The sequence below is a fragment of the Psychrobacter maritimus genome, assembly GCF_029953575.1.
In the GTDB taxonomy this organism is placed as follows: domain Bacteria; phylum Pseudomonadota; class Gammaproteobacteria; order Pseudomonadales; family Moraxellaceae; genus Psychrobacter; species Psychrobacter maritimus.
This window is the reverse complement of the sequence record NZ_CP124526.1, coordinates 1,783,068-1,796,725: the sequence shown is the minus strand read 5'-3', so window position 1 is coordinate 1,796,725 and position 13,658 is coordinate 1,783,068. Positions and strand designations below refer to the sequence as shown.

The 13,658-nt window shown below is 44.2% G+C and carries 11 protein-coding genes and 1 pseudogene; 1 reads left to right on the top strand and 11 read right to left on the bottom strand.

Annotated features, from left to right (window positions below; all coding sequences use genetic code 11):
• Nucleotides 1-35: 35 nt before the first annotated feature.
• From QJS82_RS07500 to QJS82_RS07480, 5 genes are all read right to left on the bottom strand, one after another.
• A complete protein-coding gene (locus QJS82_RS07500) occupies nucleotides 36-1,409 on the bottom strand; it encodes an NAD-dependent succinate-semialdehyde dehydrogenase (protein WP_281490076.1) in 1,374 nt (457 codons plus the stop codon).
• 291 nt (nucleotides 1,410-1,700) lie between these two features.
• Nucleotides 1,701-2,570 (bottom strand): N-carbamoylputrescine amidase, encoded by an 870-nt coding sequence (aguB, locus tag QJS82_RS07495; protein WP_281490075.1) that lies wholly within the window; start codon nucleotides 2,568-2,570, stop codon nucleotides 1,701-1,703.
• Nucleotides 2,571-2,694: 124 nt separating this feature from the next.
• Nucleotides 2,695-2,937: a Na+/H+ antiporter NhaC family protein gene (locus tag QJS82_RS07490; protein ID WP_281490074.1), complete on the bottom strand. Its 243-nt coding sequence runs from the start codon at nucleotides 2,935-2,937 to the stop codon at nucleotides 2,695-2,697.
• 23 nt (nucleotides 2,938-2,960) lie between these two features.
• Entirely contained in the window at nucleotides 2,961-3,380 is a 420-nt protein-coding gene (locus QJS82_RS07485; protein WP_281490073.1) for a hypothetical protein, read from the bottom strand.
• On the bottom strand, nucleotides 3,377-3,601 hold the full coding sequence (locus QJS82_RS07480) for a hypothetical protein (protein ID WP_281490072.1): 225 nt from the start codon (nucleotides 3,599-3,601) through the stop codon (nucleotides 3,377-3,379). The genes QJS82_RS07485 and QJS82_RS07480 overlap by 4 nt, the downstream gene beginning before the upstream one ends.
• A 53-nt stretch (nucleotides 3,602-3,654) precedes the next feature.
• On the opposite strand from QJS82_RS07480, the gene QJS82_RS07475 reads away from it, so the two are divergent.
• Nucleotides 3,655-3,966, top strand: a complete 312-nt coding sequence (locus QJS82_RS07475) for a cupin domain-containing protein (RefSeq protein ID WP_281490071.1) — start codon at nucleotides 3,655-3,657, stop codon at nucleotides 3,964-3,966.
• 402 nt (nucleotides 3,967-4,368) lie between these two features.
• Here the strand turns inward: QJS82_RS07475 and QJS82_RS07470 are convergent.
• From QJS82_RS07470 to carB, 6 genes and pseudogenes are all read right to left on the bottom strand, one after another.
• Nucleotides 4,369-5,527: pseudogene (locus tag QJS82_RS07470) on the bottom strand (glycosyltransferase); the annotation flags it as partial.
• A 161-nt stretch (nucleotides 5,528-5,688) separates the two neighbouring features.
• The gene (locus QJS82_RS07465; RefSeq protein ID WP_281490069.1) at nucleotides 5,689-6,561 is read right to left on the bottom strand and encodes a TIGR03915 family putative DNA repair protein; all 873 of its coding nucleotides are present in this window, start codon (nucleotides 6,559-6,561) and stop codon (nucleotides 5,689-5,691) included.
• Nucleotides 6,562-6,577: 16 nt separating this feature from the next.
• Nucleotides 6,578-7,846 carry a putative DNA modification/repair radical SAM protein gene (locus QJS82_RS07460; protein WP_281490068.1) on the bottom strand — a complete coding sequence of 423 codons (1,269 nt, stop codon included), beginning with the start codon at nucleotides 7,844-7,846 and terminating at the stop codon, nucleotides 6,578-6,580.
• 274 nt (nucleotides 7,847-8,120) lie between these two features.
• On the bottom strand, nucleotides 8,121-9,050 hold the full coding sequence (locus QJS82_RS07455) for a hypothetical protein (RefSeq protein WP_281490067.1): 930 nt from the start codon (nucleotides 9,048-9,050) through the stop codon (nucleotides 8,121-8,123).
• 417 nt (nucleotides 9,051-9,467) lie between these two features.
• Nucleotides 9,468-9,944, bottom strand: a complete 477-nt coding sequence (gene greA, locus QJS82_RS07450; protein WP_079691347.1) for a transcription elongation factor GreA — start codon at nucleotides 9,942-9,944, stop codon at nucleotides 9,468-9,470.
• Between the two features lie 387 nt (nucleotides 9,945-10,331).
• Nucleotides 10,332-13,586, bottom strand: a complete 3,255-nt coding sequence (carB, locus tag QJS82_RS07445; protein WP_281490066.1) for a carbamoyl-phosphate synthase large subunit — start codon at nucleotides 13,584-13,586, stop codon at nucleotides 10,332-10,334.
• Nucleotides 13,587-13,658 lie beyond the last annotated feature (72 nt).

The following is a 13,658-nucleotide window of genomic DNA, read 5'->3' as shown; positions in this document are numbered from 1 at the left end:
TAGGCTTTTTATTATTCTCAAAATCAATCAATCGATTAAGATTTATCACGAATCAATTTATAATTTAAAAACTCAGTGATACCAAGCGTACCAAGTTCGCGGCCAAATCCTGAGCGTTTGACACCGCCAAATGGCGTGTTTGCTTCACTACCAGAAGGAGCATTGATAGTAACCATACCGACTTCTAGTTTGTCAGCAATATCAGCAGCTAGGGCAGCATCTTGCGTTTGGATGGAAGCCCCAAGGCCGAAAGGCACGTCGTTGGCTATCTTAATCGCATGCTCAATATCACGCGCCTTATAGACGACTGCGACAGGACCAAATAGCTCTTCACGGTAGACATCCATAGACTCATCAACGTCTGTCAGTACGGCAGGCGCAAACCAAGCACCCGGCTTGTCTTTGACCATGCCACCTTTGACCAATACCGTTGCGCCGGCTTGAACGGCACTGTCTAGCTGCTCTTGTAAATTAACTGCCGCCGCTTTTGAAGACATTGGACCGATAAAAGTACCTTCATCAAGCGGATCAGCCAATGTCATGTTACGTACGGCATTGGTAAAGCCTTCGACGAATTTATCATAGACCGATTCAACGACGATAAGGCGTTTGGCCGCATTACAAGCTTGCCCTGTATTACCAAAACGACCTTCGATTGCGCCTTTCACAGCTTGTTCGATATCGGCATCGGCTGCGACGATAAAGGCATCTGAACCACCAAGCTCTAGCACTACTTTCTTCAGCGCGCCGCCTGCAACTTTAGCAACCGCCTGACCTGCGCGCTCAGAGCCTGTTAATGAGACGCCTTGTACGCGGCTGTCTTCGATGATGGTCGCTGCTTGCTCATTGGTGGCAAATACGTTGTTATAGACGCCCTCAGGTAAGCCTGCCTCTTTTAGGATATCAACGATGGCTTCGGCAGTCTTAGGGCACTGCGGCGCGTGTTTTAGGATAATGGTATTGCCCGCCATAAAGTTTGGCGCGGCAAAACGTGCTACTTGATAATGCGGATAGTTCCACGGCATGATACCTAATAGAGCACCTACAGGGAGTTTTTCTACAGAAGCAGAACCACTATCAACATCGATGCTATGCGGTGCTAGTAGCTGCTCAGCGTTGTCTGCGTAGTAGCGATAAATCTCAGCAACCAAGCCAATCTCGCCTTTTGCTTGGGCGACAGGTTTGCCCATCTCATTGGCCACAATACGAGCCAGCTCATCTTGGCGTTCAAGATAAATATCGGCAATTTTATGCAGCAAGGCACTGCGTTCAGTGAGTGAAACCTGACGCCAGTCTTGATAAGCGCTGTGCGCTTGTTCAATAGCGTTTTGGATGTCTTGCTCAGTTGCTGTCGGGTAGGTGCCTTCTACTTCGCCAGTTGCTGGGTTGTTTACTTGATAATCGCTCATCATTATTCCTTAGGGTTAGATTCAAAATCCGTTTATGTTTTTTTCTATGCCTTTCTTTCTATGTGTGTATTCCTATACTTATCTATCTATACTTATCTATCTATACTTATCTTTCTGTGCTTGTCTGTTTAAGTTTATCTTTTTAAGCAGATAATGTTGGTTGCTGCTGAGTAACGTTATGAGTCTTGCTACCAGCAAAAACGATTTGTCTTATGCGTACATCCATAACCTGATGCTAAAGAAAGTCTATTTCAAGTGCTACAAAGGCTTCATTTAGGCATCGCTTATCATTTAGCCATGAGTCAGTAACGTGCCATACATTGATGGACGGCGATCACGGAATACGCCCCATTGGCGGCGCGCGATAGCCAGTTCATCTAAATCAAAAGTAGCAGTAAGAACTTCTTTTTTATCCTTCGATGCTTCTTGGATAATCTCGCCGCGACCATCGGTGATAAACGAGCTACCGTAGAATTCTAGCGTGCTGTCATTGCCATTTTGACTGATGGTTTCTGTACCGATACGATTCGCCGCGATAACTGGCATAAGGTTGGCGGCGGCATGACCTTGCATACAGCGCTGCCAGTGACCTTTTGAGTTAATGCCCAATGTCGGCTCATCACCAATCGCTGTCGGATAAAACAGTAGCTCTGCACCCATCAGCGCCATGCTGCGCGCGCACTCAAGAAACCACTGATCCCAGCAGATACCGACGCCGATTTTGGCATATTTGGTATCCCAAACCTTAAAGCTAGTGTCGCCTGGGGTAAAGTAAAACTTTTCCGCATAAGGAATACCATCTGGAATGTGGGTTTTACGATACGTGCCCCGTATCTCACCATCGGCATCAATCACGGTGACACTATTAAAAAATGTATTGCCAGACTTTTCATAAAAGCTGATGGGCAATACTATGTCTAACTCTTTGGCCCATGCTTTAAAGTGGTTGATAGCGGCATTGTCGGCAACTGAAGTCGCCAGTTTAAAGTAATCAAAATCATGAACTTGGCAGAAGTAGGGGGTTTCAAACAGCTCTTGTAGCAAGACAATATTGGCACCCGCTTTAGCAGCCTTGGTCACTAATTCAGTGGCGGTATCGATATTTTGTTGTTTATCCCAACCGCACGCCATTTGGGTTGTCGCAACGGTGACAGTTCTCATTATCTAATTCCTTTTAGTTATTGAGAGAGGTGGGCGGTCTTCTGAGAAGACTATCTATAGGTAATAATTGATAAAGTATTTATCCATAGATAGCGCTCATTTTGAATGCTTGCAATAGTCCAAATTAAGCCATCATATAACCCAAGCCTAAGAACGTCACGACGGATAAACCCGCGCCGAGCATGGCATAGGGGAACTGAGTAAAGGCATGTTGCATCGGTGAACAGCCAGCGCCTTGGGCAGCCAGTAACGATAAATCACTAAAGAAACAGGCATGACTACCAAATGAAGAAGCCGACAATAAAGCCCCAATCATCAGCGGCGTGTTGACACCAAGCGCTAACGATATTAGGAATACAATTGGCATGGCAAGGACATATAGTCCCTAGCTTATGAGGTGGCAAAAGTTAGGAATGCCATGACCGCAAAGATAACAGCAGGGAAGATGACAATCGTCATATATGGCGTGATAGCCTCAACTTGAGTCTCAAAGCTTAAAATCCCTTGTATCCAATGCACCACAACCGTGACAAAACAAGTTAATAGCGCGCCACGTAATAAATCAATTTCAAAATAAACCGTTGAAACAATCAATAAAATCATTGGGAAGGCAAAGTTCATGATATTGGCTTTAAACGATAGCTTACGTTTGGCTTGAACGTTTGAAACCAATTGCTCTTTTACAAAGGCTTCAGGGACAGGATTACCCGCTTTGGCGCGAGCCTCTGCTTTTTTCATCGGACCCCAATCACCCAAAATGCCATAAGCTACTAAGAATACAATCAAAAGTGCAAACCAAGCATAAGTCATATAAGGAATAGCACTGATATAAAGCCCGATACCTTATTATCTTCTAATAGACCGGCAAAGTAGACCGCCCAAGTAGAGATAGGAACGATGATACACATAGGTGCGGCGGTTGAATCGACAATATAAGCGAGTTTCTCACGCGAGACGTTATAGACATCAGTGAGCTTTTTGACAGAAGTGGATACCGCTAGACAGTTTAAATAATCATCAATAAAAACCACGACGCCTAAGGCAAAAGTAGCTAATAATGATTGACGGCGTGATTTGATAAGATTTGATAGAGCTGAGCGAGCCCAGCAGTAAAGTGTCTTTAAAGCAGGTATATAATTGTAGCACCACCAAAAATCTTGGGTTTTTGATTGAGACTTATCAGCCAAATAGCTCGACGGAAGAAAAAATCGCTCATGAAGGTGAAGAGATTGGCACTGTCATTGAAGGCAAGGTATTAATTCGTATTGAAGAGACGACTTATCTGCTGAATGAAGGTGACAGTTATGTGATTGATACGATTAAACCGCACACCTTTATCAATCCTACTGACGGCGTAACTCGTATCGTAAGTGCGCATACGCCCACGACTTATTAAGTTAATGTTAGAGCTTAATTAACGTTATTGGGTATTTTAAAAGAGTTTTAGAAATTATTTATTATCATGTAAAGCGCTACGTCTAAAAATAGAAGCAGCGCTTTTTTGTTAAAAATGAGGACTTGTAAGCATGCTATTCGGTATTGTCTTGAGTTGCTTTTGAATCATCAGCTGGTTTGGTTATTTGTGTAATTTTAGGCTCTAATACTTTAGTATCTGTCGCTTTCATGTCTGCGGTTTTAGCCTTTAGCACTTTAGTCTCTAGCACTTTAGCATCGGTCGTTTTAGTAGTGTCTTTAAGCAGCCTGATTTTGGTGATTTTATCCGCTGGTTCGATTTTTACATAAGGAGATTCAGGAATAGATTTAGATGCCTTACTAAGGCCTTTCTTAATTTTTTTAATCGCCGCTGCATCCGCCTGCGCTTGTTCTTCTGCAAGCGATTGGTCATATAACCCTTGATAGACGAGTAGCGTTTGTTCAATCATTTCACGCATGGTGAATTTATTGGTCATCTCAGGACGGGTAACACTCTCTAGCTGGTTACGCACCGCTTTACAGAGCGCTTTGGCATTATATTTTTTCACCAATCCTTGCGGATATAAGGGTTGTAAAATTTCGCTAAATGCCGCTTGATCCCAGCCAATGACTGGCGTACCTAAATGAATAGCTTGCAGGGCATTGATACCGATAGATTCAGGCTCGTTAGCAAGCGCCATGACGATATTGGCGGCTGACAGCCACTCGCGCATGTCGTTACGCTTACTACCGACATAGGTAATACGCTCAGAAAGCCCTAACGTATTGCTACGTTGGCGAAAGTCTTCATGCGCGACGTCGCCCTCGCGGTAATCTCCATCCATAATAATGGCGTGAATATTGGGAAACTGTTCTTGTAGATTGCCCAGAATATCAATCAGCCATTCTTGCCCATATTCATTGCCAATGATGGTCGGAAAGACCAGCCATTTTTTGTGCTCAAGCTCAGGATATTCAGCAAAAGTGTGCCGCAACCAATAAACAGAAGGATTATGCCGATACGGATAACGGCGCGTATCGACACCGCGATAGATACGCTTAATGACCTTGGGTTCTAGATCTTCACGGCGCAGGCCTTTTTTTAGATAATTGGTGACGCTATCAGAGACCGTGATGATGGTATCGACATCAAGCAACGCTTGCGAGTATTTATTAATCGGATAAAAGCCATACATGGTCGAGACCAGTTTTGGTCGGCGCTTGACGCGCGCGCGGCGCAGTGCCAAATGCAGTATCCATGCGGGTGTGCGTGAATGCACATGAATGACGTCGGGGTCGTATTTTTCAATCAGGCGGCGCAGCGGGGCAACTTGTAGCAGTGACAGCCAAGATTTTTTATTCATATAGAGCTGATGGTAAATATTGCCGTCACGCTTTAGACGTTTGACCAAGTCATTTTCTTCATCAGCGCTAGAGATAATGATGGAAGTATGCTCATTTTTAACCAAAGCGCGTCCAAGATGAAAAATACCGCGCTCGGATTCATCATGCTTTAAAGACGACAGTAAGCGCATAACTTTCATAATAGCGTCGGTCACCAAATAAGATATCAAGCTGCTATTGTCAGTTAAAAGCGCCGAAAACTCAACCACCAAGATAAAAAGATAAGGTCAGATTTGCCATGCTTTTTTTAGCTAATATTAATCATTTAACGAAAGTTAACCTTAGTATTAATCTTAAGAAGCTAGCGACGTTTTTGTAGATGCTCAGCATTAGGTAGCACTTGCTTTTCACTGAGATATTTCCAATAGCGCTGCGGCAGATATTGCTTATGCAGCCGTGGGTTTTTACGCTCTTTGATATTGACGTTGGTAAAGTAACCTTGCCAAAACTTTTGATAGAGCTGCTCATCTTGACTATGGATACTAGCAGGATTGCGCAGTACTGCATCATCTAGGTCAGTGATGGTTTGCAAGGCAGCAGGGCGCATGGGCGTGCTTTTACTTTTGTCATAATAAATGCCATAGCCGCGCGCCACATCATAAATCGCCCAATGCTGATCTTGGTAGCGCTGACGAAAATGCTCACCAATTAATGGCAACACATTAAAATCAGGCTCAACGCGGGCAAAGTAAATATCATCAGTGGTATGCTCAAAGCGCACAAAGGCTTCCATGCAGTGCTTTTCACGAGCGACAGACTTGACGGTTTGTACCAACTCCAAAACATTCAGGTTACCCAAATCTTCCATAATAGCGCGGCTAGGGTAGTCGATGGCATATTTAACTACCTGAAATAAAGTGGTGCCGATATGGTCTTTTTCTGATAAAAATCCCCACAGAATATTGCGCATACCTGAGCGACCTAATAATTTATGCAGCTTTGTTAGTACACGTTCGGCATGATTTTCATCTGTAGCAACGCTCGTCGCTTGAGCGATTAACGAGGGCACATAGCAGTCTTGAGCAATTAACTGTAAGGATTCATCATCTTGTAAGCGGTTGGCATAGACATAAAATACCGCACTCAGCCAACCTTCAAAACTTGGCTCATAAAGCACAATACTGGGCGTTAAGTGACCGATAATATAGTCATGGTTTTGCATCAGTGGTGACATTTATGTTCCTATTGGATTAAAACAGCGCCAACTGCCCATTACGTTGGTCTTTATACTTGGTCTGCGTTTGCGCCAGTACGTATTGACGGAAATTACCACGCGTTAAATGCGCGAGATGTTCGTTCTTACCCGTCGTAGCGATAAAGTACTTGGCACGATTGACCGCCGCACCCATTTTCTTCAAATGGTAAAGCGTTAACTGATTAAACTTACGTGCCTTTACTATTTTTCTAGCCGTTTTGGTACCGATACCGGGAATACGCACAATCATCTCGTAAGTGGCGGTTTGAATATTAACGGGAAAATACTCACGATGGCGAATCGCCCAAGCGAGTTTTGGGTCGCAGTCTAAGTCTAAAAATGGCGAGTCTGGCTCAACGATTTCGTGCGCGCCAAACCCATAAAAGCGCATTAGCCAATCGGCTTGATACAGACGGTTTTCACGTATCATCGGCACAGGCGTTCCAATCGCTGGCAGGCGACTATCTGCCAACATCGGCACATAGCCAGAGTAATAGACGCGCTTCAAATCATACTGTTTATAAAAATGACTCGATAGCTGTATGACTTGCAAGTCCGTCTCATTACTGGCGCCAACAATCATTTGACTGGTTTGACCCGCTGGGGTAAATTTTGGTGTTTTTCTATGCGTTTTACGGCTTTCACGGATAGTGATGATTTCTTCTTTTACTGTTTGCATTGGTGCTTTTAATTGCTCATGCGACTTTTCTGGTGCCAGTAAAGCCAGACCAGACTTAGTAGGAATCTCAATATTGACGCTAAGACGATCAGCATATAATCCCGCTTCTAATAACAATTCCTTTGAAGCGCCGGGGATGGTTTTTAGGTGGATATAGCCGTTGAAGCGTTCACGGGTACGTAATATTTTGGCGATCTCGACCAAGCGCTCCATCGTATAATCCCCACTTTTAAAAATACCTGAGCTGAGAAAAAGCCCTTCGATATAATTACGGCGATAAAACTGCATGGTTAAATCAACGACTTCTTCGACACTAAAAGCGGCGCGCGGGGTGTCATTACTTTTGCGCGAGGTACAATAAGCACAGTCGTAAATACAATGATTGGTTAAGAGGATTTTGAGCAAGCTAACGCAGCGACCATCTTCAGTATAGCTGTGGCAAATACCGGTTGCGGATGCATCGCCAAGCCCACCGCCTTGGTTTTTACGCGTACCAGCCGAAGAGGAACAAGAGACATCATACTTAGCAGCGTCCGCTAAGATATTAAGTTTGCCTTGTAGTCGTTCATAATTGATGGTTGCCATAAGCGATATTTACCAATGCATTAATGAAAGGCTATTTTAACAAAATTAACGTTAAGTCATTGTATTTATAGAAGAATATTAGAAATAACACGACAGATGGTGTCGTTAGATGCCAATAATTTATTATCGAGAAGTTATAGCTGAAAAATTACTATCGAAAAGTTATTATTAAAAAGAGTTTTGTCGTTTATATTTTCTACAAACAAAAAAGCCCTGCATTAGCAGGACTTTTAGAGCAGTTATTTAGCAAATATGTTTTTATACGCGGTAGTCGTTACTGAACTTTAGCGCGTATAACAACCGTTTGCGGTGCGTTAGCAGGAAGGTCAACCAAGTTCCATTTTAGTCCAGAATAGTTTTCCGTAACGACTACAGTATTGCCAACTTGTTGAATAGTTTGATAGCTATCGCCACCGGTGGTCGCAAACGTTGGTAATGGACTGTTTAATGATACCAATTGCACGCCATTTGGCAATGACACCATCGCATTGATATCAGTGACAGGCTGCGCGGTGGTATTGGTATAAGTGGTATGATATTCGATGACGTCGCCAGGCGCGATATGATTCGCTGGTACGGCCACTTCACGACCGTCTTTGTTTTTTAATATCTTCATGACTTTGGTTTTTGCATTGACCACGCCAGGCGTACTAAAGATTGGGTTCAGTTGCAGAGCGTCTAAAGAGGTAGATACGATTTGCGTCGTTGCAGGTTGGTTCGTCACTACGGTTGTCGTTGGCGCATTGAGGACTGGCAATTGGGTAGCCGTCGTCACAGGCAAGACTTCTGTCACGCTAGTCGTCGGCACGGCTATGACATCAACTCTGCTGGTTTGATTGGTCATCTGGTTGGTCACAGGCACGCTCGTCACCGTGGCACTGCCTTGGGTGACGACGGTATTGCTAATACCGTTACTGGCGACTTGACGAACCGTATAGCGCGGCACATTGGTCACTTGTGTTACCGCAAACGGCATGCCATCTTGCATGGTGATGCTATTCGGCGTTGCGGTGATGACCGCCGTTTTACCATCAGAATATTGCTCAACCACCGTGGTGCTACCAACAGACGAGCTAACCGCTATCTCAGGCGCTGCATTGGCTGTGGCGATAGACATCACTGCGCCTGCCAACAGTGCTGATACTGCAGTAAATGTCGCTGTTTTTTGCATGCTACCTGATGAGCGATGAATAATAATGGTCATAATAAAGTCCTTTAAAGTTATAATAAGTAAAACAAAAATGACAAACACTTAGATAAAAATACCCTCGTTAATTGACTCTACAGAGCAGGTCAACGAGGGTAGCAGTATTAATGCAGTACTAACAATAGTCATAAACAGCCAAACAATATAAGCTATCTATCGAAGCGTGTTATCAAACGATTAAATCATAAACTATCGAATTACTGATTTATCCGTCATTATTTAAATGAAAAGCTAAGCATGTGCCATGCACCTAATTATTTAGCCATCTCAACTCAACAATTATGCGCTAAAACGAATTGAGTAGAAAAGCAGCGTTGTGTAACTGCTCTCCTATAAACGATAAATTTTTGTGTACTTTACTTTATATTCCTCTTAAGAAAATTACTATTTTACTCACTATAAAAACCAAACAGATTAATCGTAAATCACTTTCATGATTTCGTATTCGACCACACCTTTTGGTGTTTCGATACGCGCTTCGTCGCCTTCAGATTTACCAATCAAACCACGCGCGATAGGTGAATTAACAGAGATTTTGCCAGCTTTAAAGTCAGCTTCGTCGTCACCAACGATTTTGTATTGTTTTTCTTCTTCGGTGTCCATGTTTTCAATAACGACGCTGACGCCGAATATCACACGACCATCTTTTGGCAATGTCGTCGGGTCAATCACTTGCGCGCCGCCAAGTTTGGCTTCGATATCACGGATACGCGCTTCACAAAAACCTTGTTGTTCGCGAGCTGCATGATATTCAGCATTTTCTTTTAAATCGCCGTGTTCGCGAGCTTCAGCGATAGAAGCGGTGATACGTGGACGGTCGACACTTTTTAACTGTTTTAATTCGGCTTCTAGAGCCGCATGTCCTTGCGGAGTCATGGGATAACGTTGCATGTTTTTTCCTTAAACCAATAACACCACACCATCTCCTAGTGAATAGTGAGATGGTGTCAGTGTTGTTGCAATGAGTATGTGAAGATATAAAAAGAATGAGGTTTAGACGGCGTCATAAGTAAATGCGCGCTTATCTATGAGCGTATATACACTGATAGATGATACACATGAACCTTACGTAATAAAAAGCATAGTCGCAGTTTAGCCACTATGCTTTTTAGGTCTGTCTTTTTAAAACTTTGTTTTTTTTAAGCACTGCTTTTTTAAGCCGTACGTTTTTTAAGCATTACTGTTATATAAAAATAGATAACAAGTTTTGCAGCAGCGATTAAACAAGCACTGCAGTTATGCTTAATCTACTGAAATTATACCGCCAAGTCAATAGAGCTATGCGATAGTCTTTGCTTGTTCATGCAAATCTTGTAGCTTATACACATCAAACGGTAAGTCGATGGCATAAGATTTACAAACCGCATCTGCCGCGCCTAAGGTTGTCACATAAAAGACTTTACCTTGCAGAGCACTACGGCGGATAGAGAATGAATCCTCTTGTGCCTGTTTGCCTTCAGTGGTATTGATAATAAGGTCGATTTTACCATTTTTCAAGGCATCGACGATATGCGGGCGACCTTCGGTGACTTTGTTAATTTGCTTACATTCAATACCGTTTTCCGCCAGTACTTTTTGCGTACCAGTGGTGGCAACAATGTTAAAGCCAAAATCTAGAAGCTGGCAAGCGATAGGAGTAACTTGTTCTTTATCGCTATCACGCACCGAGATAAAGACAGTTTTGGTTTCGCCCTCAGTTGGTAGACCTGGCAGGCGCTCATTACTACCGATAACCGCTTTGTAGAATGCTTCGCCAAAGGTTTTACCCACACCCATCACTTCACCAGTTGATTTCATCTCGGGGCTCAAGATTGGGTCAACACCCGGAAATTTAGCAAATGGGAATACCGCTTCTTTGACCGCATAAAATGCTGGGACGATTTCAGTGGTAAAACCTTGATCTTTCAATGACGTACCAGCCATACAGCGCGCCGCGACTTGTGCTAATGACGTACCGATACATTTAGATACGAAAGGTACGGTACGGGCTGCACGTGGGTTCACCTCTAGAATGTAAACCGTTTCGCCTTTTACCGCGAACTGAACGTTCATCAAACCGACGACGCCAAGCTCTTTTGCCATCGCAACGGTTTGCGCGCGCATTTTATCGCAAAGCTCATCTGATAATGAGTAAGGCGGCAATGAGCAAGCCGAGTCACCAGAGTGCACGCCAGCTTGTTCGATATGCTGCATGATACCGCCAATCACCACGTCAGTGCCGTCGCAGACACAGTCAACATCGACTTCGATGGCATCATCTAAGAAGCGGTCAAGGAGTACAGGCGCTTCGTTTGACGCTTGAACCGCGGTGCGCAAGTAATGTCTTAACTCGTCTTCGTTATAGACGATTTCCATCGCGCGACCACCAAGTACATATGATGGGCGGACTACTAGCGGATAGCCAACGTCTTTGGCTTTAACCAAACCATCTTCTAAGCTTGTCGCTAACGCATTGGTTGGTTGCACAAGGTTCAATTGCTGAATCATATGCTGAAAGCGTTCGCGGTCTTCAGCACGGTCGATCGCATCAGGACTGGTACCGATGATTTTGACGCCGGCAGCTTCAAGGGCACGCGCCAGTTTCAATGGCGTTTGACCGCCAAATTGCACAATCACGCCGTCTGGATTTTCGATACGGACGATTTCAAGTACATCTTCTAAGGTGATTGGCTCAAAATACAGACGGTCTGAGGTGTCATAATCGGTTGAAACCGTTTCAGGGTTACAGTTAACCATGATGGTCTCGTAGCCGTCTTCGCGCATGGCAAGGGCTGCGTGAACACAGCAATAGTCAAACTCGATACCTTGACCGATACGGTTAGGACCACCACCGATAACCATGATTTTCTTGTTATCCGTTGGATTGGCTTCACATTCGCTGTCGTACGTTGAGTACATATAAGCGGTGCTGGTGGCAAACTCTGCCGCACAGGTATCGACGCGTTTATAGACAGGATAAACGTTTAAATCCCAACGCTTTTTGCGTAGCTGCTTTTGTGAGACGCCAAGCAGTTTTGCCAAACGTAAATCCGATAAGCCTTTACGCTTAAAGCTACGCAGGTTTTGCTCAGTTAAACCGCCAAAGCCTAGGGCTTTAACTTGTGCTTCGGTTTTGACAATGTCTTCAATTTGTACCAAAAACCATGGGTCGATTTTGGTTAAATTAAACACTTCATCGACGCTCATGCCGATACGGAAAGCATCGGCAAGATAATAAATCCGTTCAGGCGTTGGAATGGTTAAGCGATTGTTAATCTCGCTACGGGCTTTCTCAATACTGACTTTTGCTAAGTCGATTTGCTCATCAAAACCATCATTGCCGGTTTCCATGCCGCGCAGTGCTTTTTGCATCGATTCTTGGAAGTTACGACCGATTGCCATCACTTCACCAACCGATTTCATCTGTGTTGATAACACACTGTCGGCTTGTGGGAATTTCTCAAAGTTAAAACGAGGGATTTTCGTCACCACATAATCGAGCGCTGGCTCAAAGCTCGCTGGCGTTTTGCCGCCTGTGATGTCATTTTGCAATTCATCTAGGGTATAACCAATCGCCAATTTGGCAGCGATTTTAGCAATCGGGAAGCCGGTTGCTTTTGATGCCAATGCCGATGAGCGTGAGACACGCGGGTTCATCTCGATGACGACCATACGACCCGTGTCAGGGTTGATACCGAACTGGACGTTTGAGCCGCCTGTTTCCACACCGATTTCACGCAGTACGGCTAATGAAGCATTACGCATGATTTGGTATTCTTTGTCGGTCAAAGTTTGTGCTGGGGCGACTGTGATTGAGTCGCCGGTATGCACGCCCATTGGGTCAAAGTTCTCAATCGCACAAATGATGATGCAGTTGTCGTTTTTATCACGAACCACTTCCATCTCATATTCTTTCCAACCGATTAACGATTCATCGATAAGCAATTGATGGTTTGGTGATAAGTCAAAACCGCGCTCACAAATCTCGATAAATTCGTCACGGTTATACGCGATACCGCCACCTGAACCACCCATAGTAAATGACGGACGAATGATACATGGATAGCCCATTTTTTCTTGGGTCGCAAAGGCTTCTTCCATGGTCTCAGCCGTTTCAGCACGTGGACACTCAAGACCAATACGCTTCATGGCTTTATCGAATAAGTTGCGATCTTCTGCCATCTCGATTGAATCTTTGGTCGCGCCAATCAGCTCACAGTTATATTTGGTCAAGACGCCATGTTTGTCTAGGTCTAAAGCACAGTTTAGCGCTGTTTGTCCGCCCATCGTTGGCAGGATAGCATCCGGACGCTCTTTAGCTATAATTTGTTCAACCGTCTGCCACGTAATCGGCTCGATGTACGTCGCATCAGCCATGACAGGGTCAGTCATGATGGTTGCAGGGTTTGAGTTGACCAAGATGACGCGGTAGCCTTCTTCTTTTAGCGCTTTACACGCCTGCGCGCCTGAGTAGTCAAACTCACATGCTTGGCCGATGACGATAGGGCCTGCGCCAATGATAAGAATGCTTTTTATGTCGGTACGTTTTGGCATAGTTAGGGCTACCTTCGTTTGGGTGATATTTTGAGTAATCTGTATTTTAACGATATGTTCAATAACGCTTAT

What these genes read in the sequence shown, in the direction of transcription:
- QJS82_RS07465 (WP_281490069.1), bottom strand. Translation starts at nt 6,561, where the DNA reads ATGTCACCACTGATGCAAAACCATGACTATATTATCGGTCACTTAACG.
- greA (WP_079691347.1), bottom strand. Translation starts at nt 9,944, where the DNA reads ATGCAACGTTATCCCATGACTCCGCAAGGACATGCGGCTCTAGAAGCC.
- QJS82_RS07460 (WP_281490068.1), bottom strand. Translation starts at nt 7,846, where the DNA reads ATGGCAACCATCAATTATGAACGACTACAAGGCAAACTTAATATCTTA.
- QJS82_RS07455 (WP_281490067.1), bottom strand. Translation starts at nt 9,050, where the DNA reads ATGACCATTATTATTCATCGCTCATCAGGTAGCATGCAAAAAACAGCG.
- QJS82_RS07490 (WP_281490074.1), bottom strand. Translation starts at nt 2,937, where the DNA reads ATGCCAATTGTATTCCTAATATCGTTAGCGCTTGGTGTCAACACGCCG.
- aguB (WP_281490075.1), bottom strand. Translation starts at nt 2,570, where the DNA reads ATGAGAACTGTCACCGTTGCGACAACCCAAATGGCGTGCGGTTGGGAT.
- carB (WP_281490066.1), bottom strand. Translation starts at nt 13,586, where the DNA reads ATGCCAAAACGTACCGACATAAAAAGCATTCTTATCATTGGCGCAGGC.
- QJS82_RS07485 (WP_281490073.1), bottom strand. Translation starts at nt 3,380, where the DNA reads ATGACTTATGCTTGGTTTGCACTTTTGATTGTATTCTTAGTAGCTTAT.
- QJS82_RS07500 (WP_281490076.1), bottom strand. Translation starts at nt 1,409, where the DNA reads ATGAGCGATTATCAAGTAAACAACCCAGCAACTGGCGAAGTAGAAGGC.